Genomic DNA, 24,365 nt, shown 5'->3' with positions numbered 1-24,365 from the left:
ACTTGTCGGTACATACTTCAGTCACCAATTTAGCTTGAAGTGAAGATAAAATCATGGCTTTTCTCTCACGTAGTCTGATGATCGACTTACTGCTCACCGCGCTGGCGCCCGCTATCTGGGGGACGACCTATATCGTCACCTCCCAGTTCCTTCCTCCCGATCGGCCATTTATCGCTGCGCTGCTGAGGGTGTTGCCGGCAGGCATCGCCCTGCTGATCTGGAGCCGTCGTTTCCCGCAGCGCGGCGAGTGGGCAAAGCTTATCGTTACCGGCATTTTAAATATCGGCGCTTTCCAGGCGCTGCTGTTTATCGCTGCCTATCGCTTACCCGGTGGACTGGCGGCGGTGATTGGCGCGATCCAGCCGCTGCTGGTGATGCTCCTCGCCTGGTGCGTTGATCGGCAGCGCTCGCCCTGGCTGGCGGTGTTCTCCGCCATCGCCGGTATACTCGGTATGGCCATGCTGCTGCTGTCGCCGCACACCGTCCTCGACCCGCTGGGGATCGGCGCGGCGTTTCTCGGCGCGATCAGTATGGCGCTGGGCACCTGGCTCTCCCGCCGCTGGGCGCTCTCCTTGCCGATTGTCGCGTTGACCGGCTGGCAGCTGGCGATTGGGGGAGTGGTGCTGGCCCCGGTGGCGCTGATCGTTGACCCCCCTCTGCATCAGGTGACAGCGCTGCAGGTCGCAGGCTATCTGTGGCTGTGCGTCGCGGGTGCCATGCTGGCCTATGGCCTGTGGTTCCGGGGGATTGGTCGCCTCTCGCCGGTGGCGGTGTCGGCGATGAGTCTGCTGAGCCCGGTGACCGCCGTGGTGCTGGGATGGATTTTCCTTGGACAAAAGATCCAGGGGATGGCGCTGGTGGGGTTGATCGTGGTGCTGGCGAGCGTGCTGTCTATCCAGCGCGCGCTGGCGCGCCAGGCGGCGGGAGCAAAAACGAAAAAAGCCCCATAACGGGGCTCGACATTGCTGCGTGCGGGGGGGCGGCGGGAGCCAGACCAGCCACCCGCAGGCGGCCTGTCCGGCAGCTCCCTCTGCAACCATTCGCTTATTTAGACAGCTCGGCGGTCATATGGACCTGGTTGCCGGTGTACGCTTCGGTGATGTGGTAGGAAGCGCCTTGTTCTTTCGCAATGGTCGCGATTTTCGCTTCTGCGCTGTCCAGGGTGTCGGCAGTCACGCTCACCGGATGCGCGAAGCTAGCAAAAGAAACCAGGGAGAGCATACCGGCAGCGGCGAGTAATTTTACGTTTTTCATGGTGTTTGTCCTTTTAACTTTTATGGTGGAAAGCGTGTTTGCTTTCGATGGACTTATAATAAGTCTGCTAACTATAACGTGCGTTGCAAAAAGTGCGATTTAGATCACATTTTTATGGCGGTTTGATGGCGGAAATATGATCGTTTATCGATTTTTTTAATTTAAAAACAATGGATTAATCATTTGTTTCTGGAAGGGGATATCACATGGGCTGCCCTTGTTCAGGGAGAGGAATGCGCCTCATTCATGCTTTCATCATTCGTTGTATGAATGGTTTGGTGCTGTTTTCACCACCGCAAAGGCAGATTCAGACTTATCGCGATGGCCTTCCGAGGGCTTTTTCTGCATGCTGTTGCGGTCACTTTCTCTCGCACTGGCGTTAGGCTTGCTGCGCTGTAAACAACCACCCTCTCGTTTTCATCTATCAATGACTGTTTATTAATAGTTGATGGTTATCTGTTATATAACTTAATGAAACGTGAACAAATGTATATTTGTCGGCGAATAAATAGCATTCTTTGACGCCGATAGCACCAGCGAACTGATATTTTTAAGTTCGTTACCTGACGCCTTAAATATTGCGGCTCCCGGTCAGTCGAAGATTCTATTAGCAGTGGCATAAATCAGCATCGCCTGATGTTTCTGGTTCTATGCGAATTCACAGTGTGCTCATTGATTCGTAATTCACTCTGACAAGGAAATGGCAATGAAAAAGGTTCTTCTCTCTGCAGCAATGGCAACCGCGTTTTTTGGCATGACTGCTGCCCATGCAGCTGATACCAATGTTGGCGGCGGCCAGGTTAATTTCTTCGGTAAAGTTACCGATGTATCCTGTACTGTTTCTGTTAACGGCCAGGGCAGCGATGCGAACGTTTACCTGTCTCCGGTAACCCTGACTGAAGTTAAAGCGGCAGCAGCGGATACTTATCTGAAACCGAAATCTTTCACCATTGACGTCTCTAACTGCCAGGCTGCTGACGGCACCAAACAGGATGACGTAACCAAACTGGGCGTGAACTGGACCGGCGGTAACCTGCTGGCTGGCGCAACCAGCAAACAGCAGGGTTACCTGGCGAACACCGAAGCTTCCGGTGCCCAGAACATCCAGCTGGTGCTGTCTACTGACAACGCCACCGCGCTGACCAACAAAATCATCCCGGGTGACAGCACTCAGCCGAAAGCAAAAGGCGATGCTGCTGCTGTAGCTGATGGCGCGCGCTTCACCTACTACGTTGGTTATGCGACCAGCGCACCGACCACAGTAACTACCGGTGTGGTCAACAGCTACGCGACTTACGAAATTACCTATCAGTAATTCCGCCAGAAAATAAAACTGCCCCGCTCCGGGGCAGTTAATAACAATAATAAAGCGGCGATGTCCGCCGCTTGTATTTTTATTCTGAGGTCAGCATGAAGCGTATTGCCCTTTTTTTCTGTTTCATTTTTAGTTTTGCGGCCCATGCCAACAACATTATTGTTAACGGTACCCGCTTTATTTATCCAGGAAATGAAAAAGAAATAACGGTACAGCTTTCAAATAACGCCGACCGTCCGGCACTGGCGCAGGCCTGGCTGGATAATGGCGATGCCGATGCCACACCGGATACCATTACCACCCCGTTTATTATCACCCCGCCGATCTCGCGCGTTGACGCCAAAAGTGGCCAGACGCTGCGTATTAAGCTCGGCAGCAGCGCCGGTCTGGCGAAAGATAAAGAGACACTGTGGTGGCTGAATCTGCTGGAAATTCCACCGGTAGTGGCCAATCAGAAAAATGAAGGCCAGAACGTGCTGCAGCTGGCGATCCGTTCCCGCTTTAAATTTATTTACCGCCCTGCCGGACTGGGCAACCGCGATGCGGCGGCCGAGAAGCTGACGCTGACTGCCAACGGCAGCAGTCTCGCCATCAATAACCCGACGCCGTTCTACATTACCGTCAGCCGTATTTCCCGCGACGGCGGTAAAGCCCTGAACAGCAAAACCGTGATGCTGGCGCCGCAGTCCAGCCAGACGGTAGCACTCTCCTCCGCCGTCAACCGCGGCGAAACCCTGACCGTTAACAACATTAATGACTATGGCGCCGATGTCGCAGTGAAAGTGGCCGTTAAATAAGGGAAAAGCTAATGAAGCAGAGGTCATTCTGCCCGGGAAGATTAAGCACCGCGATAGCCATCGCGCTGTGCTGCTTTCCGCCATTTTCCAGCGGACAGGAAAACCCGGGAACGGTATATCAATTTAACGACGGCTTTATTGTCGGTAGCCGCGAGAAGGTCGATCTGTCTCGCTTTTCGACCAGCGCGATTACCGAAGGCACTTACTCCCTTGACGTCTACACCAACGACGAGTGGAAAGGGCGCTACGACCTGCGCATCGCGCGCGACAAAGACGGTAACCTTGGCGTTTGCTACACCAAAGCGATGCTGACGCAGTACGGCATCGCGGCGGAAAAGCTTAACCCAAAGCTCAGCGAACAGGAGGGGTACTGTGGTAGCCTCAAATCCTGGCGTAACGAAGAAAACGTCAAAGACAACCTGGTCCAGTCCTCCCTGCGGTTGAACATTTCGGTACCGCAGATCTATGAAGATCAACGTCTGAAAAACTATGTCAGCCCGGAGTTCTGGGACAAAGGCATTACTGCGCTCAATCTGGGCTGGATGGCCAACGCCTGGAACAGCCACACCTCTTCGGTCGGCGGCTCGGATAACAGCAGCGCCTATCTTGGTGTCAACGCCGGCCTGTCGTGGGACGGCTGGCTGCTGAAGCACATCGGCAACCTGAACTGGCAACAGCAGCAGGGTAAAGCGCACTGGAACAGCAACCAGACCTATCTCCAGCGCCCCATTCCGCAGCTCAACTCCATCGTCAGCGGCGGTCAGATTTTTACCAATGGTGAATTTTTCGACACCATCGGTCTGCGTGGGGTCAACCTTTCCACCGATGACAATATGTTCCCGGATGGCATGCGCTCGTATGCCCCGGAAATTCGCGGCGTGGCGCAGAGCAACGCCCTCGTCACCGTGCGCCAGGGCAGCAACATTATCTATCAGACCACCGTTCCGCCCGGGCCGTTTACCCTGCAGGATGTCTATCCTTCCGGCTATGGCAGCGACCTTGAGGTCTCGGTGAAAGAGGCGGATGGCTCGGTGGAAGTGTTTAGCGTGCCTTACGCTTCCGTCGCCCAGCTGTTGCGCCCGGGAATGACCCGCTACGCGCTCTCCGCCGGTAAAGTGGACGACAGTTCTCTGCGTAACAAGCCGATGCTCTATCAGGCCACCTGGCAGCACGGTATCAACAACCTGCTGACCGGCTATACCGGGGTCACGGGTTTCGACGACTATCAGGCCTTCCTGGTGGGGACCGGGATGAACACCGGCATCGGCGCGCTCTCCTTTGACGTGACCCATTCGCGGCTGAAGAGTGATACCCATGATGATTCGGGGCAGAGCTATCGCGCCACCTTTAACCGCATGTTTACCGATACCCAGACCAGCATCGTGCTGGCGGCGTATCGCTACTCGACGAAAGGTTATTACAACCTCAACGACGCGCTGTATGCCGTCGATCAGGAAAAAAACAGCCGCAGCAACTACACCCTGTGGCGGCAGAAAAACGGCATGACCTTCACCGTGAACCAGAACCTGCCGGACGGCTGGGGCGGGTTTTATCTGAGCGGTCGCGTCTCCGACTACTGGAACCGCTCCGGGACCGAGAAGCAGTATCAGGTCAGCTACAACAACTCATTTGGTCGTCTCTCCTGGTCGGCGAGCGCGCAGCGCGTTTACACGCCAGACAGCTCCGGTCATCGCCGCGACGATCGCATTTCACTTAACTTCAGCTACCCGCTGTGGTTTGGCGATAACCGCACTGCCAACCTGACGTCGAACACCTCGTTCAACAACTCACGCTTTGCCAGCTCGCAGATTGGTATCAACGGTTCGCTGGACAGTGAAAACAACCTTAACTACGGCGTGTCGACCACCACGGCCACCGGCGGCCAGCACGACGTGGCGCTCAACGGCAGCTACCGTACGCCATGGACCACGCTCAACGGCAGCTACAGCCAGGGCGAAGGCTATCGCCAGAGCGGCCTGGGCGCCAGCGGGACGATGATCGCCCATAGCGGCGGCGTGGTGCTCTCGCCCGAAAGCGGCTCGACGATGGCGCTGATTGAAGCCAAAGACGCTGCCGGCGCCATGCTCCCGGGGTCGCCGGGCACCCGTGTGGACAGCAATGGTTACGCCATCCTGCCGTATCTGCGCCCGTACCGGATTAACGCCGTCGAGATCGACCCGAAAGGTAGCCTTGACGATGTCGCCTTCGATCGCACCTTGGCGCAGGTTGTGCCGTGGGAAGGCAGCGTGGTTAAGGTGGCGTTCGGCACCACGGTGCAGAACAACCTCACGCTGCAGGTGCGCCAGGCGAACCATGAGCCGCTGCCGTTTGCGGCGAGTATTTTCTCTCCTGATGGTAAGGAGATCGGCGTTGTCGGCCAGGGCAGCATGATGTTTATCAGCGATGCGAATGCCAAACGCGCGATTGTGAAGTGGAGCGGCGGGCAGTGTTCGGTGGATCTGGGACCGCAAACAACAAAGGATAGCGTATGTCGCTGAGGAAATTACTAACGCTTTTTATCGTCTTAATGGCGCTGGGAACCACCTCGTCCTGGGCCGTCTGTACGCGCCTTTCTTCGCCAACGGTGATGCTGGACATGGTGGTGGGCAGGGTGGTGGTGCCTCCGGATCTGCCGGTGGGGTCGGTGATCCTCACCCGCGACTGGACGATGAGCGCCCCCGGCGGCGCGAGCTATCGCTGTACCTCCGGCACCAACCGCTTCGCGGCGAAGATTGTTGCGCCAGGGGCCACTGATCTCGGGAATAAAATCTATTCCACCAACGTGCCGGGTATCGGCATGCGTTTCAGCCGCGGCGGCGCGACGGTCAATATCGTCTATCCCGACGTCTTTTCGTCTCGGGTATCGGGTACCACCAACTATTCGCTGGAGGGATCGCGCTTTACCCTGGAGATAATCAAAACCGCGGCAACCACCGGCAGCGGCACCCTGGCAACAGGGAAATACACCTCCTATGACTGGGAGAGCGGCGGCAACCCGATCCTCGAAACCTATCTGAGCGCCAACGCCATCACCGTGGTCTCGCCCTCCTGTACGGTGATGAGCGGGAAGAATATGAATGTCGATGTGGGCTCCATCCGGCGCAGTGACCTGAAAGGGGTGGGCACTACCGCGGGCGGGAAAGATTTTAATATCGATCTGCAGTGCAGCGGCGGCCTGAGCGAAACCGGGTATGCCAACATCAGCACCTCGTTTTCCGGAACGTTGGCTACCAGCACGACGGCGACTATGGGCGCGTTGCTCAATGAAAAGGCCGGTAGCGGTATGGCAAAAGGCGTCGGTATTCAGGTACTGAAGGATGGATCGCCGCTGCAGTTTAATAAGAAATACACCGTTGGCCGCTTGAATAATCAGGAGATCCGCTACATCACCATCCCGCTGCACGCGCGCTTTTATCAGTATGGCCCGACGACCAGCACCGGCGAGGTGGAGTCGCATATGATCTTTAACCTGACGTACGATTAATACGGGAGGGGGAATGAAGGGATTGCCGAAACACACTATCGCGTGGCTGCTATTCTGCGGCAGCCTCGCCGCCCCCTCGGCGTGGGGTTTCGAGACCAATTATGACCGCGGACGGGTCGAATTTGCCGGGCGGGTGACGGATATTTCCTGCAGTGTCGCGCTGAATGGCGGTCAGCATGCCGGCAATGGCAACGTCTGGCTGGCGCCGGTCAGCCTGGCGGAAGTGCACGATCGCGGGGCCGGGGCGTTTATGAAGCCGCAGCCATTTACCCTGGCGCTGTCAAACTGTCAGTTGCGCCATGACGGTGGGGCCGCCTCGCAGGACGAAGTGCGACGGGTCAGCGTTCGCTGGATTGACGGCTTTTTACTGACGGCGGTCGGGAATGAGAATGCGGGCTATCTGGCCAATACCTTGCCAGATGGGGCGCAGAATATTTATCTGGCGCTGTCGACCAATGATAATAATACGCTGGATAAAAGTAATAAAATTGTCCCGGCGGACCCGCAGCAAAATCAGGTGCATTTGCAGGAAAACGCGGTCAGCGGTGGGCTGTTCACCTATTACGTGGGCTACGTTTCGCCAACGCCAAAAAGCGCCACCAGTGGGCCGATTACCAGTTGGGCAACGTGGGAATTAGTTTATAATTAAGCAATGCAAAAAAGCCGGAGAATCCCCGGCTTTTTTTATCGGGTAATATCGTCAGCAACCAGTTGTTCAATACTGACTTCCTGCCAGTAATGGCCCTGAATGGCAAACCATTCCATTCCCTGCAACCATTTTTTATGGTCTTCGCTTTCCACCCCCTCAATAATCACGTTGTGATGATTGCGGGATAAAAAGGTCACCAGGGCATCCATTAACTGGCGGCCTGACTCTTTGCGCATCAGATGCCAGAAAAAATCTTTATCAATTTTGACATAGTCAAAATGATACCCTCTGATGGCGTTAATCCCCGCATAGCCTGAGCCGAAGTCATCGAGCCACAGCGAGGTATCTTGCGGGTTTTGCCAGGCGGCCAGGGAATTATTGAGAAGATTCTCAGCGTTTTCGGTCACTTCGAAATGGACGCAGGTGAGTGCGGCAATTTTATCTTTTATTTCCTTCTGACGCAGCAGATTCAGGATATGGTCGTCGACGTTAATCGTGGCGGAAATGTTGTTGTGTAAAAACCATTCTTTATGTTTTTCAATCAATGCCAGTTGCTCGAGAAAAATACGCTCACGAACCGCTGCGGTAGCATGACGAAAAAAATACTCAGGAGAGACGGTAAGATTATCGAAGCGGCTCAGGCATTCAACCGCGACTAAGGTACCTTGTGGGGAAAACATTTTCTGAAAGACGTAGCGTACAGCGATATCATTACGAGATAAAATGTTGTCTTCGGTTATTTTAGTGTTCATTATCCCTCATCACGAGGTTAGTCAGACAATAGGCAGAGGATACACTAATTATAGGCTACCTGATGGTTAATGGGAATGGCAGGAAATGTAAATCAACAGCGAATAAGTACGCTTTATCCGCTATTGATTTACTGGAGCATAATTTAACATTGATGGAGTGCGGCAATACGCTGGTTCATGGCGCGGGAATTATCAATGCCCAGCTTTTGCATGATATGGATACGATGGCTGTGAACCGTTTTATGGGCAATGCCGAGCAGGGCGGCAATACGCTTGTTATTATTGTTGGCAATCAGCAGTTCGAGGATCTGGCACTCCCGTGGCGACAGCTGTTTGCGCAACCTTCGCGGTGGCAGTTCGCTGGCGCCCTCTGCGCGCTTGACGATAGAGGAAAAAAGAGATAATGGAGATTTTTCGCTAATAATCATGGCATTATCAATAGTTATCAACTCTCTGCACAGGGCGACAATGTCGCTTTTCACCACCAGTACCGGCTGTTGGCAGCGCTGCAGAGAAAGGCGAAGCGCGTTCAGCAGGTCGACGATTCTGATGGCAGAAATATCCTTATTAATTAAATTGAAAATAACCGTCTGAGCCAGTGGTAGATGTTTCTCATGGATAACGTCGCCATAACCAAGACGGGTGATATTTTCATGGCTATCAATAAGGTAGTGATAGATTGAGTGACCAATGAGATTATCATTGGTGTACAGCAATATACTGTCCAAGGGTATCAGATTCTCTTTTTGCGCTTGGCTTCTAAGATCAGGTCCAGCAGTATCTTCTCTATTCTGCGCTGGTCATCGAGATGGCGGAACTTAAACTGGCAGGATATCTGATAGTAGCTTTCACTCTCTTCATTGGCGTCATCAAGGGTGATAACAATGACATTCTTTACCACCAGGTCAATGGTGATCTCACCATATTCCGCGAGCATCAGTACAGCATTTTTCAGTAAGGCGTTATGGCTGAGAAATTTCAGGTTCGGCGTCCTGGTCATCAATGCGCAACCGCCATCTGAAATGTCTTTGATGTCGAAAAGATAGTTTTCGCCATTTTTATGGCGACCGCGGCAATAAAAATCATGTTCGTGGCGTAAACGAAAACGGGGATCGCGGCGGCGCTGTACGACCTGCAGACATTCAGGCAAAGAAAAGGCGTAGCGGATACCTTTATCCACACCGCTATTGTCATGTTTTGTCAGGGGTGCATTAAACTCTATTTTCCCTGAATCACTATGCAGGAGAAAGCGAATTTTATGCCCCGGCGGGATTTTGCGGTGAGTCTGAATATGGAACTCGGCAAAATCCACACGTGTCAGTTGGGTTACGATACTCGTGTTGTTAAAAAATATTTCAATTTCAGTACGTTTGCGCAACTCCTCTCTGAAAATAGCAATAATTTCATACTTACTGGTCTTTATCGTTCCCTCTGTCATGTGCTTCCCTTGTAAATAGTTGTCGTGAGGCGTTTGATTTTTCTTATAGCAATAGCAACATTCTGATTGGGTTAATCAGATGTTTTTATGAGCGTTTGATGTTATTGGCTATCTTTGCAGCCAGATTGATATGTATAAACTTGGAATTTGATATTGTGTTTCCTGTAATCAAGAGTTTCAAATTTTGGTCATGACAAAAACGACAACGGCCTCCATGCTGGAGACCGGTCGAAGGATAAAAACAGTAGTTTGATTAACGGGGATAATGAGAAAACGATCGTCGATCACACCCCATTTGTAAGATCTATAGTGCCAGCAGTGTTGAGGTTTTTCCAGGCAAATATTAAGGATAGCTGTCGTTCCCCCCATTTCTCCCCACGGGTCAGGGGCGTGCGCGGGTGGCGATATTATCGAGGATGCGCAGGGCGTCGCCCGGCAGGGCCAGCTGCGCGGCGGCAATATTTTCCGCCAGATGCGTGCGGGAAGACGTGCCGGGGATCAGCAGAATATTCGGCGAACGCTGAAGCAGCCAGGCCAGGGCGACCTGCATCGGCGTCGCCTCAAGCGAGGCCGCGACCTCGTTCAGCTCCTGCGCCTGGAGTGGCGTAAAACCACCCAACGGGAAGAAGGGCACCCACGCGATGTGCTGCGCGGCGAGCGCATCGACCAGCGCGTCGTCGGCGCGATGGGCAATGTTATAGAGGTTTTGCACGCAGACGATGGGCGTCATTTTCTGCGCATCCGCGACCTGTTTTGCCGTCACGTTGCTGAGGCCGATATGGCGGATCAATCCCCGCGCTTTGAGCTCCAGCAGGGTAGTGAGCGGCGCCTCCAGCGAGCCTTCCACCGGGCCGTGAGGGCTGAGCATACTGCGCAGGTTCACCACCTCCAGCACGTCGAGCCCCAGGTTACGCAAATTATCCTCGACGGCCTGGGTCAGTTCGGCAGGCGACATGGCCGGCAGCCAGTTGCCCTTCTCGTCGCGGCGGGCGCTAACCTTGGTGACAATACACAGGTCGTCAGGATAGGGATGGAGCGCTTTGCGGATCAATTGATTGGTCACATGCGGACCGTAAAAATCAGAGGTATCGATATGGTTTACCCCGGCCTCGACGGCGGCCTGCAGGACGCGCACCGCCTCCTCGGGATCTTTCGGCGGGCCGAAGACGCCGGGGCCGGCCAGCTGCATCGCGCCATAACCCAACCGATAAACCTGGCGATCGCCGAGCGTGCCGCGACCGGATAAGGTGACACTGGACATACGAACTCTCCTTACGGTGGCTAAGCCGTAAGTGTAATCCGCTCAGGGGAAAGGGAAGGGCGAGAATGTTGTCAGAATGTGCGGCAGCGGCTCAGGTAAGCCGCTGCCGCCAGAGGCGATTAGCCAAAGAACATCACTGAAACGCAGAGCAGGCCGACCACCAGCGTAATGGCGTTACCCACCGAGCGGTACGGTTTAAGCGCCGGAATAAGCCAGGTGGACAGCGTGGGCATGATAAACAGGATCATGGCGATAAGCGGCCCGCTGATGGCGTAGATCATCGAAATGGCATTCGGGTTGATAAAGCACACCGCAAAGGTGAAGGCGGAGACCAGCAGGATCGACATCGCCCGGTTGAAGGCGCGGCTCTTACGCACCCCGACCAGCCCCAGCGAACTCTTGACGATTTCACTGGCGCCTTCAATCACCCCGAAGTAGGTGCCAAGGAAGGATTTCGACATGGCGACCACGGCAACGATGATGCCGGTTACCGCCAGCCAGCCGGGCGCGCCCGGCACCATCGACAGGGCGGAAAGGATAGTCACCCCCTGATCGCGGGCGCTTTCAATATAGGTCGCCGGGATCGCCAGCAGACAGCTGAAGACGAAAAACAGCACGCTGGCGCAGATGATGGTGTAGGCCACCTTCATGATTTTTTTGCATTTACCCATGGCCAGGTCGCCATGTTTCTCCTGCTGGTCGATAGCAAAAGTAGAAATGATCGGTGTATGGCTAAAAGCGAAAACCATCACGGGAATGGAGATCCAGATCTGATGGAGCGTGTGCGTGCTGAACTGCATCTGGCTGGTGAGGTGCTCAGGATGCCAGTCGCGGATTAAATAGAGGGAGAGAAACAGGAAGCAGGCGATAAGCGGGAAGACCAGAAAGCCCATCACCTTGATGGTGACCTGCCGCCCCATGAGAAAGATCAGGTTGAGGACCAGCACAACGCCCAGGCTCAGCAGCGCGCGCAGCGTGGGGGTCACCGGCGTACGATGCGCCACCTGCTCGGCCAGCGAGTTGGTGATGGCCACGGCATAGATGAGCACCACGACGAAGAAGGCGAGGAAATAGAGGCCGGTGATCAGGTTGCCGATTTTCTTACCATAGTAGTGATTGACTGCGCCGGTGATCCCGGTTCCCGGCGCGATATTGGCCGAGAGAATAAACTGGCTCAGCGCTTTGTGAGGCCAGTAGGTGAGCGGCCAGGCGACCAGCGCGGTGATGAACAGGACAATGGCGCCAGCCGAACCCAGCTGGATCGGTAGAAATAGCGTCCCAGCGCCTACTGCAGTGCCATATAAGGCAAAACTCCATAGAGTTTCTTCTTTAGACCAAATTTTAGACATTATGCGACTTTATCAACCGGTAAACCAAAAAAAAGGAGTGCAATTTACCATATTTATGGTTCGTCTGTTGCGATAGTTTTTGGTGATAAAGTCGCGGCGGATCGTGGAGGATCCGCCCGGGGCACTACCCGCGCGCCGGCTGGCGTGGGCGGCGGCGGCGGATAACGCGCTCGCGCAGGGTGTCCCATGCCCAGTTAAACGCCATGGTGTAGGGCAGGAAGAAGAGCATGAAGCCGATCTCCAGCATAAACGCCTGCAAGAGCGATACGCCCAGCACGATCGCCACCATGGTGACGCCAATGATGATGAATCCGGTCTCAAAGCCCAGCGCGTGCAGCGCACGCACTTTCAGCTGGCGGGGAAAGCGGGAGACCGGCCACAGGCGATCGAACATCGCGTTATAGATGATGTTCCATACCATCGCCAGGGTGGCGAGCAGAATACTCAGCCCGCCCATCTCCACGACCGAGCGCTGCATCAGCCAGGCGGCGGTAGGGGCGAGGATCAGCGTCGCCAGTCCTTCGAAGGTGATGGCGTGGATAACGCGTTCCGTAAGCGTCTTGCGCTGATGAGGGATCTGTTGCATGGCGAGCGACCTCCAGTTTTAGCCTGAACAGGAAATTACCCGGCATTTTATGGAAAAACATGATAAACAAAAGATAGAAACCATCGATAAAGTAGATAGATTATGCGTTATTCCCCGGAAGCGTTAACCGCCTTTGTGGAGGCGGTTGACTGCGGATCGTTTTCCGCTGCCGCCCGTCGCCTGCGTAAAAGCCAGTCGACGATCAGTACCGCTATCGCCAACCTGGAGGCCGATCTCGGCGTGACCCTCTTTGACAGGGCAACGCGGCAGCCGACGCTGACGCCGCAGGGGGAGCAGGTGCTGAGCTATGTCAAAGCGATCCTCGCCGCCAGCGAGCGGTTGGATGAGCTGGCGGTGTCGCTCGCCGGTGAGACGGAACCGCGGCTGACCTTCGTGCTCTCGGACACCCTGCACCCGGACGTGCTGGAAGATCTGCTGGTGCAGTTTGACCGCCGCTTTCCCCATACCGAGTTTGAGTGTTTGATTGGCGAAGACGAGGATGTGATCGATCTCCTGCAAAAAGCCCGCGCCCAGGTGGGGCTGATTGAGGCCAGAGATCGCTACCCGACCGACATCGGCAGCACCCGCCTGCCGCTGCAGACGGCGATGGGCATTTACGTGGCGCCTGACCATCCGCTGGCGGCGCAGGGCAAGGTCGTCTGGGATGAGCTGCGCAGCTGGCGTGAGCTGCGGTTGAGCACCTTTCTGGCCAGCGCCACCGAACCTGCCGCAGGTCAGGTCTGGTCGGCGCCAAACTACCTGCTGCTGCTCAGCATGGCAGTGCAGGGATTCGGCTGGTGCATTCTGCCCTGTGCGCTGGTGGCGGAGTTTGCGCCGCAGGGCGGGCTGGTGGCGCTTGATATTCCCGGCTGGCCGCGGGCGATTTCGGTCGATCTGCTGTGGAATAAGAAAGCGCCGCCGGGGGCGGCCGGCAGCTGGCTGCGTGAGCATCTGCAGCGGCGTGAACGTTAATAAAAAGCGGTTTCTTTGTGATTAGCTTCACTTTTTTTAAACAATTACAAAGTTTTTTGATAACAATTATCTAGTATATCGCTGTTTCTTTGCGCAAAAGCATGGGCAGGGGTAGAGGATGAAGGATGTCGTGATCGTCGGGGCGCTGCGAACGCCGATTGGCTGCTTTCAGGGCGCCTTATCGCGCCATTCAGCCGTCGAGCTGGGGAGTGTGGTATTGAAAGCGCTGGTTGAGCAGACAGGGATCGATCCGCAGAGTGTGGATGAGGTGATCCTCGGCCAGGTGCTGACCGCCGGTACCGGGCAAAACCCCGCGCGGCAGTCCGCAATTCGCGGCGGGCTGCCTAACACTGTATCGGCCATTACCATAAACGACGTCTGCGGCTCCGGCCTGAAGGCTTTGCACCTCGCCACCCAGGCGATTCAGTGCGGGGAAGCGGATGTGGTGATCGCCGGCGGCCAGGAGAATATGAGCCGCGCTCCGCATGTACTCACCGACAGCCGCACCGGCGCCCAGTTGGGCAATAGCCAGCTGATTGACAGCCTGGTGCATGACGGCCTGTGGGATGCCTTCAACGATTATCATATGGGCGTTACGGCGGAAAACCTCGCCCGGGAATACGGCATCAGCCGCGAGTTGCAGGACGCCTGGGCGCTCAGCTCACAGCATAAGGCGCGCAAGGCGATTGATTCCGGCCGCTTTCGCGACGAGATTGTCCCGGTTATTACCGAGCATAACGGCGCGGCGCGCACCGTGGATACCGATGAACAACCGCGGGTGGATGCCAGCGCGGAAGGGTTGGCCAGCCTGCAGCCTACCTTCGACCGCCTCGGGTCGGTGACCGCCGGCAACGCCTCCAGCATCAACGACGGCGCGGCGGCGGTGATGATGATGAGTGAAGCCAAAGCTCTTGAACTGGGGCTGCCGATCCTCGCGCGGATCCGCGCCTTCGCCAGCGTCGGGGTCGATCCGGCGCTGATGGGCATTGCCCCGGTGCACGCCACCCGTCGCTGTCTGGAGCGGGCCGGCTGGCGGCTGGACGACGTCGATCTGATCGAAGCCAATGAGGCCTTTGCCGCTCAGGCGATCTCGGTTGGCCGGGTACTGGAGTGGGATGAACGGCGGGTCAACGTCAACGGCGGCGCTATCGCCCTCGGCCACCCCATCGGCGCCTCCGGCTGCCGGATCCTGGTATCGCTGGTGCATGAAATGATCAAGCGTGATGCCCGTAAAGGGCTGGCGACGCTGTGCATCGGCGGCGGTCAGGGCGTGGCGCTGGCGGTAGAGCGCGCCTGACGCTCTGTCTCGATCTACATGGCCTCCTGCGGGAGGCCTTTTTTATGCGCCGCGCTTTGCCGAACCCTGCTTTTTCTCGCGTATTTCACTTCCCCCCTGGCGAATTTATTGAGCTCCGTCACGTCTTGTTGTGCCACATTTTTTGAAACAAATAACTACGATCCTGGTCACTAAAACTAAGGTGCTTAAAAAATAAAATAACGTTCCATAAAAACGAAATGACATTTTATTTATTATAAGGGGTACCCTATGTTAAAACGATCTCTGGTTCTGGCCGCCCTCTGTGGTATGTCTTTTGCGGCGACTGCGGTAACGATAGATTTACGTCATGAATTTATAGATGGCGGCAAGAGCGATAAAAGTAATGCCGACCGCGTCTCCGTTTCCCACCGTTTTGCCAACGGGCTAGGCTTTACCGTCGAGGCCAAATGGCGCTCGGGTGGCGACAACGGTTCGCAGCCCTATTCAGACGTGGTGGGTAATGGACATGAAGACACCATCAGCTGGCGCTGGAAAGCAACGTCGAACTTTTTCCTCACCCCCGGGTTTACCATTGAGAGCAACGACAGCCGCTCCATCTACAAGCCGCACCTCCACGTGCAATACAGCTTCGACAACGGCTTCTATGTCGCCGCTCGCTATCGCTATGAATACACCCGTTATCCGAACAACGCCGGTAAAGATGATGACAAAGTTAACCGCGGCGACGCGTGGGCCGGGTTTGCGCTTGGTGACTGGCGTACAGAGCTGAACTATGTCTATGCCCGCAGTTCCGAAGGGGTCAGCCGCAACGACAACAAACCCTACTCGCAGGAATATAACGTGAAGGTGGCTTATAAGCTGGATAACAACTGGTCACCGTATGGTGAAATTGGCAACGTCGGGGTGAACGACCGCAGCGATCGTCAGACCCGCTTCCGCGTTGGGGTGGCCTACTCGTTCTGACAGACCATTCAGCCCTCATCGTTTGTTTTCCCCGGCGCCGTCAGCCGGGGTTTTTTATGGGGGAAAGAGAAGGGACAAAAAAAGCCCTCCACGAAGGAGGGCAAGGCCAGTGACAGAAAGACGTGTGGCGTGGATCAGGCGCTTAGCATTGGCGGATGCTCGGGTAATTTCGCGATATAGATGGCCGGTTTACCGTCTTTATCGGAGCTGAACAGAATGGCGCTGTCGTCCGGGGTAAACGAGGGGTGTGGGTGAGTCACCTGACGGCTGTTGGCCACCGTCGCCCACGAGGTATCATGACGTGCGACGCGGAAGTAGCGTTTTTGCGCCACGTTAAAGACATACAGATAAGGATCGTTATCAATGGAGTAGCCGCCGGTATCTTTGACATCCACCGGGGTCCCTGAGCCATCGCCCACCAGCAGCGTGCCGTCGAAATTGCTCATCAGATGCGAGCAGGCCGGCATGGTCATCAGGGCCTCGTTGACGCCGCTTTCGGGATCAAAGCGATAGATCGTCCGCCCCTGCTGACCTTTCAGATAGGAGACGTAGATCAGCGCCGAACCGTCCGGTACCCAGAATTCATGGGTGCAGCTTTCGCCCGGGGCATGCGTTTTCACTTTGCGGACGTGGCTGCCATCTTCATTGACCAGCCACATGCGGGCGTCCACCAGATCGTGCGGCCCTTCATGGCAGAAGGCGACGGTGTGGTCGTCGAAGGGACGATAGATTGGATGTCCCAGCCAGATTTTTTCCTCATGGATCACCTGGCTCTCACCGCTGTGCAGATCGACGCGCAGCAGGCGGCAGTGTGGTCCTTTGTGAAAGAAGTCATGAAAAATCTGCCAGTCGTTGAGCGGCGTCCAGTCGCTTTTCGCAATCTCAATGCCCACCAGTTTGCTGCAATCGCTGTTTGCCACCCAGGTGCCGTAGCCGACCCAGTCATCGCTGACGCGATAAACTTCGCGCTCAACGAGGGTGGTCAGATTCACCTCCAGCAGGGTGCGGTCATTTTTCACGTAATAAAGCGACTTATCGTCCGGGGAGAGGAAGCCGCCGAAGGTGTTATCCCCGGCGCCTTCCGTCAGCTGGATGGCCTCGGCGCTGGCGATATTCAGCAGATAGTAGTTCCAGTGGCCGTCAAACTCGCCGGCGAACAGTAAATGGCTGCCATCGTTAAAAAAACACTTCTGATAGAAGTAGTTGCGATGACAGGTGACCTCCGGAGGGGTTAAGCGGGTAACTTCCGCTCCGGTATCCGGATCGTGGCTGACCTGATAATTCAGTTTGACCCGCATGCCTTTAGCCATGTAGTGCTCCTTTCTTTCCTGCGATGCCGCTGGACCAGAGGCGTGTCGCTGAGTGATGTGTTTTAAAAGATGAGTGTTAATTTATCAAAACATCGTTTCATTATTTGTGATGCTTCACGCAGTTCAGCGTAATTCCCGCATTTTCAGCGGCCTGTTGGCCTGTCTTCTGCCGTCTCTCCAGACAACCGATTGAATCATCAACCTTTTAAAATCGCTTCCGACCCGGCGCGTGCCGCCAGGTGCCTTCGCTTTTTCTTTTTTTGCAATCGCCATCATAAAAAATGAAACATCGTTTTAAATATTATTGAAAATGACAGGGGGCAGGGCTAAGATGGCACTCATCAGCAAAAACGGAACTCTGTTTTATTTTCATTATGGTGGGCTATGCCCGAGAGTTCACCCCACGCTCAGCTCCGCCATCGGCGTGGGCAGGGCCGAGAGAACCTTGCCTGCACGCAGCAGGCTCTGAACGATTAAGGAACACATTATGATTCTTGATGCATTCTCCCTGCAGGGAAAAGTAGCCGTCGTGAGCGGATGCGATACCGGTTTAGGTCAGGGAATGGCCCTCGGGCTGGCGGAAGCAGGTTGCGATATTGTTGGTATCAATATCGTCGAGCCCGTGGAAACCATCGAACGGGTGACGGCGCTGGGACGCCGCTTTCTCAGCCTGACCGCCGACCTGCGCCAGATCGACGGTATCCCCCAGCTGCTGGAGCGTGCGGTGGCGGAGTTCGGCCATATTGATATTCTGGTCAATAACGCCGGGCTGATCCGCCGCGAGGACGCGCTGGCGTTCAGCGAAAAGGACTGGGACGACGTCATGAACCTGAACATCAAGAGCGTATTTTTCATGTCCCAGGCGGCGGCGAAGCACTTTATCGCCCAGGGCAGCGGCGGGAAGATCATTAACATCGCCTCCATGCTGTCTTTCCAGGGCGGGATCCGCGTGCCATCGTATACGGCGTCCAAAAGCGCGGTGATGGGCGTGACCCGCCTGCTGGCGAACGAATGGGCTAAACACAATATCAACGTCAACGCCATCGCCCCGGGGTATATGGCGACCAATAACACCCAGCAGCTGCGCGCTGACGAACAGCGTAGCAGCGAAATTCTCGACCGCATTCCCGCCGGACGCTGGGGCCTGCCGGCCGATCTGATGGGGCCGGTGGTATTCCTCGCCTCCCCAGCTTCCGATTACATCAATGGTTATACGGTGGCGGTGGACGGCGGCTGGCTGGCGCGCTAACCCCCTCCCCGAGGCCGGGGCGGTGAGTATCGCACCGGCCGAGTGAGCAATTATTGTCCATATCAATAAGTGATAATCGTCCATATTCTATATCGCCTGATTAATGTTACTGCCCTGTATGGACAGGGTTATTCACTATGACAAACGCATTTTTTGTTCCTTAGAAAGTTTAATGTCCATCACAAAACCTCTCCTGCCAGCAAAATAGTCCATATCTTTGGCTTATCCAGCCTGACAAACTCCTCCGCCAGTCACGTACTTTCGTCCTATGTCTTTCTCTGTGTGGCAGGAATAAAAATGACTTCAATCAGTAACGACTCTGCATTAACGCCGCGGACACAACGTGACACCCGGCGGATGAACTGGTTTGTTTCTATCGCTGCGGCGGTAGCGGGGTTGCTCTTTGGCCTGGATATCGGCGTGATATCCGGGGCGCTGCCCTTTATTACCGACCACTTCACCTTATCCAGCCAGCTTCAGGAGTGGGTGGTCAGCAGTATGATGTTGGGGGCGGCGATCGGTGCGCTGTTTAACGGCTGGCTGTCGTTCCGCCTCGGCCGTAAATACAGCCTGATGGCGGGGGCTGTGCTCTTTGTTGCCGGCTCTATCGGCTCCGCTTTTGCCGCCAGCGTGGAGGTGCTGCTGATAGCCCGCGTGGTGTTGGGGGTGGCCGTCGGGATCGCTTCCTATACCGCGCCGTTGTACCTCTCCGAGATGGCCAGTGAGAACGTGCGCGGGAAAATGATCAGTATGTACCAGCTGATGGTGACCCTCGGCATTGTGCTGGCGTTTCTTTCCGATACCGCCTTTAGCTACAGCGGTAACTGGCGCGCCATGTTAGGCGTGCTGGCGCTGCCGGCGGTGATCCTGATTATTCTGGTCGTCTTTTTGCCGAACAGCCCGCGCTGGCTGGCGGAGAAAGGACGCCATATCGAAGCGGAAGAGGTGCTGCGGATGCTGCGCGATACCTCGGAAAAGGCGCGCGACGAGCTTAACGAGATCCGTGAGAGCCTGAAGCTGAAGCAGGGCGGCTGGGCGTTGTTTAAGGTCAATCGTAACGTGCGCCGGGCGGTGTTCCTTGGCATGCTGCTGCAGGCGATGCAGCAGTTCACCGGCATGAACATCATCATGTACTACGCGCCGCGTATCTTTAAAATGGCGGGCTTTACCACTACCGAACAGCAGATGATCGCCACCCTGGTGGTGGGCCTGACCTTTATGTTTGCCACCTTTATTGCGGTGTTCACGGTGGATAAAGCGGGTCGTAAGCCGGCGCTAAAAATCGGCTTTAGCGTGATGGCGCTGGGCACCCTGGTGCTGGGTTACTGCCTGATGCAGTTCGACAATGGCACTGCCTCCAGCGGTCTCTCCTGGCTTTCCGTCGGCATGACCATGATGTGTATTGCCGGGTATGCGATGAGCGCGGCGCCGGTGGTGTGGATCCTCTGCTCCGAGATCCAGCCGCTGAAATGCCGCGATTTCGGTATCACCTGCTCGACCACCACCAACTGGGTGTCGAACATGATCATCGGCGCCACCTTCCTGACGCTGCTTGACGCGATTGGCGCCGCCGGTACCTTCTGGCTCTACACGGTGCTCAACGTGGCCTTTATCGGCGTCACCTTCTGGCTGATCCCGGAAACCAAGAATGTCACCCTCGAGCACATTGAGCGCAACCTGATGGCGGGCGAGAAGCTGCGCAACATCGGTAACCGTTAATGTGAGGCGCGCGGCAACCACGGGCTGGCGACTTTGCGCGTCTCCCGATGGTTGTCGCCGTGAATGATATGCAGGGCGCTCAGGCGCCCGATGTCGTAGTGCGGCAGCTGCACCGTGGAGAGCGGCGGCAGAAACAGATCGCCAATGCCCACCATATTGTCGTATCCCACCACCGCCACGTCCTGGGGAATGCGTAACCCCTGACCCAGCAGCGTCTGATAGACCATAAACGCGATGCGATCGTTGCCGCAGATCACCGAGTCAAAGCCAGGTTTACCCTCGCGGATATGCGCCAGCACCACCGCCGGGATATCGTGGTAATGCTCATCGCCCTGGCCCATATACGAATGGATCAGATGGTCCGGTTCGATACCCGCCTCCCGGCAGGCGCGCTCCAGCCCCTGGCGGCGGCGGATCGTCGCCAGCTGGCTGGCGGGTAAGTGCAGGCACAGCGGATGACGATAGCCAGCGGCAAGCAGGGCTTTCACCGCGTCGTACTGGCCCTGTTCATCGTCCGGGATATAGCTGGCCACCGGCTGGCTGAGGCTTTCGCAGTTGGCCAGCACGCAGGGCAGAGTCAGCAGTTTGTCCGGCAGCGGCACCTGGCGCAGCCCCATGGTGGTAAAGATAATGCCGTCCGGACGGTGGGAGAGGAGCAGGTCGACCACCGCTTCCGGACTATCGTCCGAAAACATGTTGACCACAAAGCTGTTCCAGCCGTGGGCGCGGGCGGTCTCTTCGATCGAGAGGGTGATCTCCACCGAAAAGGGTGTGGTGACGGTATCCAGCGCCAGCACGCCGATGGTGCTGGGGGTGGCGCGCGCCCCGCGGATCTTCTTCGCCGACAGGTCGGGGACGTAGTTGGTCTCGGCGATAGCGGCCTGCACGCGGGCCAGGGTCTCCGGCTTGAGCCGCTCCGGGGTGTTCAGCGCCCGCGAGACGGTCATCAGAGATACATTCGCCAGTTTTGCTACATCTTTCAGGGACGCCATTTTTTCCTCCGCCGTGGCTGCAGAGTACAGGCTATACAACTAAGTCGCTGATGTAAAAGAGTGAAACGATTTTCTGCTATCGCCGTCCTGAACGCTGCCGCGGTTAATATTTGATCGCGATCGCATCTTCATTATGTTAACGTTAACTTTTGTGATTAACATCATGTATCGCAGCGAATCCCCCTGCGTTTTGTTTTTTGTTAACGTTACCATAGTTGCATTCCTCTAACACGAGAATGTCATGATGAAAGCGCATCACTCACACAGCTACCCGTTGCTCAGTGCCTTACTGTTTTTCTTTTTCGTGACCTGGTCGTCATCCGGCTCCTTGCTCTCTATCTGGCTTCACCAGGAGGTTGGGTTAAAGGCTGGCGATACCGGTATTATCTATGCCGTACTGTCGGTTTCCGCGCTGTTTGCGCAAGTTTTCTATGGCTTCATTCAGGACAAACTGGGGCTGCGCAAACATCTGCTCTGGTATATCACCGCGCTGCTGATCCTCTCCGGTCCGGCGTATCTGCTGTTCGGCCACCTGCTGAAGATTAACGTCCTGTTGGGCAGCATCTTCGGCGGGATCTACATCGGCCTGACCTTTAACGGCGGCATTGGCGTGCTGGAATCCTACACCGAGCGCGTGGCGCGTCAGAGCCAGTTTGAATTCGGCAGGGCACGGATGTGGGGCTCGCTCGGCTGGGCGGTGGCCGCCTTCTTCGCCGGCCTGCTGTTTAATATCAATCCGCAGCTTAACTTCCTCGTCGCCAGTTGCTCAGGGCTGGTGTTCTTTATCCTGCTGGCGCGGCTGCGGGTCTCCTCGGCGCCGCATGCGATGCAGGAGGCGGTATCGGGCGGTAAGGTGACGCTGGAAGATGCACTGCGCCTGCTGACGCTGCCGCGGTTCTGGGCGCTGGTCTTTTTCGTCATCGGCACCTGCATCTACGGTGTCTATGACCAGCAGTTCCCGGTCTATTTCTCATCGCAGTTCGCGACCCTGCAGGAAGGCAACGAGATGTATGGTTATCTCAACTCCTTCCAGGTGTTCCTCGAGGCGGCCGGCATGTTCTGCGCGCCGTGGCTGGTGAACCGTATCGGCGCCAAGAACGGTCTGATTTTCGCCGGCATGGTGATGGCGATGCGCATGGTGGCCTCTGGCCTGGTGGAGGGGCCGCTGCTGATCTCCATTACCAAACTGCTGCACGCGGTGGAGCTGCCGATACTGCTGGTGGCTATCTTTAAGTACAACAGCATCAACTTTGATAAACGCCTCTCCTCCACCCTCTATCTGGTGGGTTTCGCCTGCACCAGCTCGATCATTGCCAGCGTCTTGTCGCCGCTGGCGGGCTACAGCTATGAAAAATATGGCTTCGCCCAGTCCTATCTGATCATGGGCCTGCTGGTGTTCTGCACCACCTTTATCTCCATCTTCTTGTTGCGCTCCGGTAAATCCTCGGCCGATCCGCTGGTGTCGCAACCTACCGCTATCTGAATCAAAAAGAGTGAAAATGATGACTTACACAATCTCCCGGGCTGAACAGGTACTCCAGACACAACGCCAGGCGCTCAATCTGCGCTGGTATCCACACTATCACCTGGCGGCCCGCGCCGGGTGGATCAACGACCCTAACGGTCTGGTGTGGTTCGACGGCTGGTACCATGCCTTTTATCAGCATCACCCGTATTCCACCCAATGGGGGCCGATGCACTGGGGGCACGCGCGCAGTAAGGATCTGGTGCACTGGGAGCACCTGCCGGTGGCGCTGGCGCCGGAGGGGCCGGAAGATAAAGACGGCTGCTTCTCCGGTTCGGCGGTGGTCGATGGCGATACCCTGGCGCTGATTTACACCGGGCATAAGTTCCACGGCGATCCTGGCGACGAAGCCAATCTGTATCAGGTGCAGTGTCTGGCCACCAGCCGCGACGGGATCCACTTTGAGCGCCAGGGGATGGTGGTCGACACCCCTCCAGGCATGCACCACTTCCGCGACCCGAAGGTCTGGCGGGAAGGGGATAGCTGGTACATGATCGTCGGCGCGCGCGAAGGCGATACCGGCCAGGTGCGGCTGTACCGTTCAACCGATCTGCGCCAGTGGCAGGATGCGGGCGTGCTGGATGAAGCGGAAAGCACCATGGGCTACATGTGGGAGTGCCCGGACTTCTTCACCCTCAACGGTAAGCGCGTCCTGATGTTTTCCCCGCAGGGGATGCAGGCCGAAGGGTTCCGCAACCGCAACCTGTTCCAGAGCGGCTATCTGATCGGCGAGTGGCAGCCGGGGCAGCGTTTTATTCGCCACGGCGAATTCAGGGAGATGGACCACGGCCACGATTTCTATGCCCCGCAAAGTTTCGCCACCCCCGATGGCCGGCGGATCGTAATTGGCTGGCTGGATATGTGGGAATCGCCGCTACCGGAACAGCAGGACGGCTGGGCGGGCATGCTCTCCCTGCCGCGCGAGTTGAGCCTGAGCGCCGATGGCCGCCTGCAGATGCGCCCGGCGAAAGAAGTGGAGAGCCTGCGCGGCGCCTGGTTCCCGTGGCCGGTCAGCACGCTGAACAACCAGCAGACGACGATGGTCGACAACTGCGAGGCGATGGAAGTGCACCTGCGCTGGGACTGCGCCCGCAGCAGCGCTGAGCAGTATGGTCTGCGCTTTGGCGATGGCCTGCGCATCTACGTGGATGCCCAACAGCAGCGTCTGGTGGTGGAGCGGCATTATCCGCAGTTTGGCCTGTGTGGGACGCGCAGCGTGCCGTTGACCGCCGGGGCGGATCTCAACCTGCGGATATTTTTCGATAGCTCTTCGGTTGAGGTTTTCGTCAATGATGGCGAAGCCTGCCTGAGCAGCCGTATCTATCCGCAGGTCCCTTGCCGTGAATTAGCGTTATTTGCCTGGAGCGGCTCAGCTGCATTAACTGAAGCCGGCGCCTGGCAGCTCGAATAATAATAAGGCTGTTGTCGTTAATAACCCGTCTTTGACGATGGGCGGGTTATTATTGCCTGC

At 56.3% G+C, this 24,365-nt stretch carries 23 protein-coding genes; 14 read left to right on the top strand and 9 right to left on the bottom strand.

Annotated elements, in window-relative coordinates; genetic code table 11:
• Positions 1–53: 53 nt before the first annotated feature.
• Positions 54–950 (top strand): EamA family transporter, encoded by an 897-nt coding sequence (locus SPE70_RS21860; protein WP_012540631.1) that lies wholly within the window; start codon positions 54–56, stop codon positions 948–950.
• Between the two features lie 94 nt (positions 951–1,044).
• Here SPE70_RS21860 and SPE70_RS21855 read toward each other — a convergent pair whose 3' ends face one another.
• Entirely contained in the window at positions 1,045–1,254 is a 210-nt protein-coding gene (locus SPE70_RS21855) for a YdgH/BhsA/McbA family protein (RefSeq protein ID WP_002916131.1), read from the bottom strand.
• A gap of 706 nt (positions 1,255–1,960) precedes the next feature.
• Here SPE70_RS21855 and mrkA point away from each other — a divergent pair.
• The 5 genes from mrkA to mrkF all read left to right on the top strand — a co-directional run bounded on the left by mrkA (position 1,961) and on the right by mrkF (position 7,499).
• A complete protein-coding gene (mrkA, locus tag SPE70_RS21850) occupies positions 1,961–2,569 on the top strand; it encodes a type 3 fimbria major subunit MrkA (RefSeq protein ID WP_008806369.1) in 609 nt (202 codons plus the stop codon).
• Positions 2,570–2,664: 95 nt separating this feature from the next.
• Positions 2,665–3,366, top strand: coding sequence for a type 3 fimbria chaperone MrkB (mrkB, locus tag SPE70_RS21845; RefSeq protein WP_012967265.1), 702 nt, complete (start codon positions 2,665–2,667; stop codon positions 3,364–3,366).
• A gap of 11 nt (positions 3,367–3,377) precedes the next feature.
• The gene (gene mrkC, locus SPE70_RS21840) at positions 3,378–5,864 is read left to right on the top strand and encodes a type 3 fimbria usher protein MrkC (RefSeq protein WP_064170015.1); all 2,487 of its coding nucleotides are present in this window, start codon (positions 3,378–3,380) and stop codon (positions 5,862–5,864) included.
• The gene (gene mrkD, locus SPE70_RS21835) at positions 5,855–6,850 is read left to right on the top strand and encodes a type 3 fimbria adhesin subunit MrkD (RefSeq protein ID WP_012540632.1); all 996 of its coding nucleotides are present in this window, start codon (positions 5,855–5,857) and stop codon (positions 6,848–6,850) included. The genes mrkC and mrkD overlap by 10 nt, the downstream gene beginning before the upstream one ends.
• Before the next feature lie 13 nt (positions 6,851–6,863).
• A complete protein-coding gene (mrkF, locus tag SPE70_RS21830) occupies positions 6,864–7,499 on the top strand; it encodes a type 3 fimbria minor subunit MrkF (protein ID WP_012540633.1) in 636 nt (211 codons plus the stop codon).
• Positions 7,500–7,534: 35 nt separating this feature from the next.
• Here the strand turns inward: mrkF and mkrJ are convergent, their stop codons facing one another.
• The 6 genes from mkrJ to SPE70_RS21800 form a co-directional block, all read right to left on the bottom strand.
• Positions 7,535–8,251, bottom strand: coding sequence for a cyclic-di-GMP phosphodiesterase MrkJ (gene mkrJ / locus SPE70_RS21825; RefSeq protein ID WP_032731214.1), 717 nt, complete (start codon positions 8,249–8,251; stop codon positions 7,535–7,537).
• 143 nt (positions 8,252–8,394) lie between these two features.
• Positions 8,395–8,967, bottom strand: a complete 573-nt coding sequence (locus SPE70_RS21820; protein ID WP_022064922.1) for a transcriptional regulator MrkI — start codon at positions 8,965–8,967, stop codon at positions 8,395–8,397.
• A gap of 17 nt (positions 8,968–8,984) precedes the next feature.
• Positions 8,985–9,689, bottom strand: a complete 705-nt coding sequence (gene mrkH / locus SPE70_RS21815) for a transcriptional activator MrkH (protein ID WP_008806362.1) — start codon at positions 9,687–9,689, stop codon at positions 8,985–8,987.
• 382 nt (positions 9,690–10,071) lie between these two features.
• The gene (locus SPE70_RS21810; protein ID WP_012540635.1) at positions 10,072–10,950 is read right to left on the bottom strand and encodes an aldo/keto reductase family oxidoreductase; all 879 of its coding nucleotides are present in this window, start codon (positions 10,948–10,950) and stop codon (positions 10,072–10,074) included.
• Between the two features lie 119 nt (positions 10,951–11,069).
• Positions 11,070–12,299 (bottom strand): amino acid permease, encoded by a 1,230-nt coding sequence (locus SPE70_RS21805; protein WP_008806360.1) that lies wholly within the window; start codon positions 12,297–12,299, stop codon positions 11,070–11,072.
• 124 nt (positions 12,300–12,423) lie between these two features.
• The gene (locus SPE70_RS21800; RefSeq protein WP_008806359.1) at positions 12,424–12,885 is read right to left on the bottom strand and encodes a multidrug/biocide efflux PACE transporter; all 462 of its coding nucleotides are present in this window, start codon (positions 12,883–12,885) and stop codon (positions 12,424–12,426) included.
• A 102-nt stretch (positions 12,886–12,987) separates the two neighbouring features.
• Here SPE70_RS21800 and SPE70_RS21795 point away from each other — a divergent pair, with 102 nt between their 5' ends.
• The 3 genes from SPE70_RS21795 to ompK26 all read left to right on the top strand — a co-directional run bounded on the left by SPE70_RS21795 (position 12,988) and on the right by ompK26 (position 16,099).
• Positions 12,988–13,857: a LysR family transcriptional regulator gene (locus SPE70_RS21795; protein ID WP_008806358.1), complete on the top strand. Its 870-nt coding sequence runs from the start codon at positions 12,988–12,990 to the stop codon at positions 13,855–13,857.
• 118 nt (positions 13,858–13,975) lie between these two features.
• Positions 13,976–15,154, top strand: coding sequence for an acetyl-CoA C-acetyltransferase (locus SPE70_RS21790; protein WP_008806357.1), 1,179 nt, complete (start codon positions 13,976–13,978; stop codon positions 15,152–15,154).
• Between the two features lie 249 nt (positions 15,155–15,403).
• The gene (gene ompK26 / locus SPE70_RS21785; protein WP_012967271.1) at positions 15,404–16,099 is read left to right on the top strand and encodes a KdgM family porin OmpK26; all 696 of its coding nucleotides are present in this window, start codon (positions 15,404–15,406) and stop codon (positions 16,097–16,099) included.
• 134 nt (positions 16,100–16,233) lie between these two features.
• On the opposite strand, the gene SPE70_RS21780 is transcribed toward ompK26, so the two are convergent.
• Positions 16,234–17,409, bottom strand: coding sequence for an oligogalacturonate lyase family protein (locus SPE70_RS21780; protein WP_008806355.1), 1,176 nt, complete (start codon positions 17,407–17,409; stop codon positions 16,234–16,236).
• A gap of 487 nt (positions 17,410–17,896) precedes the next feature.
• Between SPE70_RS21780 and kduD the strand changes: the two genes are divergently transcribed.
• On the top strand, positions 17,897–18,658 hold the full coding sequence (kduD, locus tag SPE70_RS21775) for a 2-dehydro-3-deoxy-D-gluconate 5-dehydrogenase KduD (protein WP_012540639.1): 762 nt from the start codon (positions 17,897–17,899) through the stop codon (positions 18,656–18,658).
• 297 nt (positions 18,659–18,955) lie between these two features.
• Positions 18,956–20,377 (top strand): arabinose-proton symporter AraE, encoded by a 1,422-nt coding sequence (locus SPE70_RS21770; protein WP_008806353.1) that lies wholly within the window; start codon positions 18,956–18,958, stop codon positions 20,375–20,377.
• Here SPE70_RS21770 and SPE70_RS21765 read toward each other — a convergent pair.
• Positions 20,374–21,369 (bottom strand): LacI family DNA-binding transcriptional regulator, encoded by a 996-nt coding sequence (locus SPE70_RS21765; RefSeq protein ID WP_008806352.1) that lies wholly within the window; start codon positions 21,367–21,369, stop codon positions 20,374–20,376. The two genes, SPE70_RS21770 and SPE70_RS21765, sit on opposite strands and share 4 nt — an antisense overlap.
• A gap of 94 nt (positions 21,370–21,463) precedes the next feature.
• Between SPE70_RS21765 and SPE70_RS21760 the strand changes: the two genes are divergently transcribed.
• From SPE70_RS21760 to SPE70_RS21750, 3 genes are read left to right on the top strand one after another with little or no spacing between them, the layout of a single operon-like run.
• Entirely contained in the window at positions 21,464–21,598 is a 135-nt protein-coding gene (locus SPE70_RS21760; protein WP_168443375.1) for a hypothetical protein, read from the top strand.
• A gap of 12 nt (positions 21,599–21,610) precedes the next feature.
• Positions 21,611–22,852 (top strand): MFS transporter, encoded by a 1,242-nt coding sequence (locus SPE70_RS21755; RefSeq protein WP_136047540.1) that lies wholly within the window; start codon positions 21,611–21,613, stop codon positions 22,850–22,852.
• Between the two features lie 19 nt (positions 22,853–22,871).
• Positions 22,872–24,305 carry a glycoside hydrolase family 32 protein gene (locus tag SPE70_RS21750; protein ID WP_032747069.1) on the top strand — a complete coding sequence of 478 codons (1,434 nt, stop codon included), beginning with the start codon at positions 22,872–22,874 and terminating at the stop codon, positions 24,303–24,305.
• The last annotated feature ends 60 nt before the right edge of the window (positions 24,306–24,365 follow it).

Origin of the sequence: Klebsiella sp. ZJOU C1 (assembly GCF_035620215.1) — a bacterium.
GTDB lineage: Bacteria > Pseudomonadota > Gammaproteobacteria > Enterobacterales > Enterobacteriaceae > Klebsiella > Klebsiella variicola.
The sequence above is the reverse complement of the archived record's forward strand: the minus strand, read 5'-3'. Positions and strand labels throughout refer to the sequence as shown.

Coding starts and splice junctions, on each gene's coding strand:
- SPE70_RS21860 (WP_012540631.1), top strand. CDS start 54: ATGGCTTTTCTCTCACGTAGTCTGATGATCGACTTACTGCTCACCGCG.
- SPE70_RS21750 (WP_032747069.1), top strand. CDS start 22,872: ATGACTTACACAATCTCCCGGGCTGAACAGGTACTCCAGACACAACGC.
- ompK26 (WP_012967271.1), top strand. CDS start 15,404: ATGTTAAAACGATCTCTGGTTCTGGCCGCCCTCTGTGGTATGTCTTTT.
- kduD (WP_012540639.1), top strand. CDS start 17,897: ATGATTCTTGATGCATTCTCCCTGCAGGGAAAAGTAGCCGTCGTGAGC.
- SPE70_RS21795 (WP_008806358.1), top strand. CDS start 12,988: ATGCGTTATTCCCCGGAAGCGTTAACCGCCTTTGTGGAGGCGGTTGAC.
- mrkH (WP_008806362.1), bottom strand. CDS start 9,689: ATGACAGAGGGAACGATAAAGACCAGTAAGTATGAAATTATTGCTATT.
- SPE70_RS21800 (WP_008806359.1), bottom strand. CDS start 12,885: ATGCAACAGATCCCTCATCAGCGCAAGACGCTTACGGAACGCGTTATC.
- SPE70_RS21770 (WP_008806353.1), top strand. CDS start 18,956: ATGACTTCAATCAGTAACGACTCTGCATTAACGCCGCGGACACAACGT.
- SPE70_RS21790 (WP_008806357.1), top strand. CDS start 13,976: ATGAAGGATGTCGTGATCGTCGGGGCGCTGCGAACGCCGATTGGCTGC.
- mrkF (WP_012540633.1), top strand. CDS start 6,864: ATGAAGGGATTGCCGAAACACACTATCGCGTGGCTGCTATTCTGCGGC.
- mrkC (WP_064170015.1), top strand. CDS start 3,378: ATGAAGCAGAGGTCATTCTGCCCGGGAAGATTAAGCACCGCGATAGCC.
- SPE70_RS21805 (WP_008806360.1), bottom strand. CDS start 12,299: ATGTCTAAAATTTGGTCTAAAGAAGAAACTCTATGGAGTTTTGCCTTA.
- SPE70_RS21780 (WP_008806355.1), bottom strand. CDS start 17,409: ATGGCTAAAGGCATGCGGGTCAAACTGAATTATCAGGTCAGCCACGAT.
- SPE70_RS21855 (WP_002916131.1), bottom strand. CDS start 1,254: ATGAAAAACGTAAAATTACTCGCCGCTGCCGGTATGCTCTCCCTGGTT.
- mkrJ (WP_032731214.1), bottom strand. CDS start 8,251: ATGAACACTAAAATAACCGAAGACAACATTTTATCTCGTAATGATATC.
- SPE70_RS21810 (WP_012540635.1), bottom strand. CDS start 10,950: ATGTCCAGTGTCACCTTATCCGGTCGCGGCACGCTCGGCGATCGCCAG.
- SPE70_RS21765 (WP_008806352.1), bottom strand. CDS start 21,369: ATGGCGTCCCTGAAAGATGTAGCAAAACTGGCGAATGTATCTCTGATG.
- SPE70_RS21755 (WP_136047540.1), top strand. CDS start 21,611: ATGATGAAAGCGCATCACTCACACAGCTACCCGTTGCTCAGTGCCTTA.
- mrkA (WP_008806369.1), top strand. CDS start 1,961: ATGAAAAAGGTTCTTCTCTCTGCAGCAATGGCAACCGCGTTTTTTGGC.
- mrkD (WP_012540632.1), top strand. CDS start 5,855: ATGTCGCTGAGGAAATTACTAACGCTTTTTATCGTCTTAATGGCGCTG.
- mrkB (WP_012967265.1), top strand. CDS start 2,665: ATGAAGCGTATTGCCCTTTTTTTCTGTTTCATTTTTAGTTTTGCGGCC.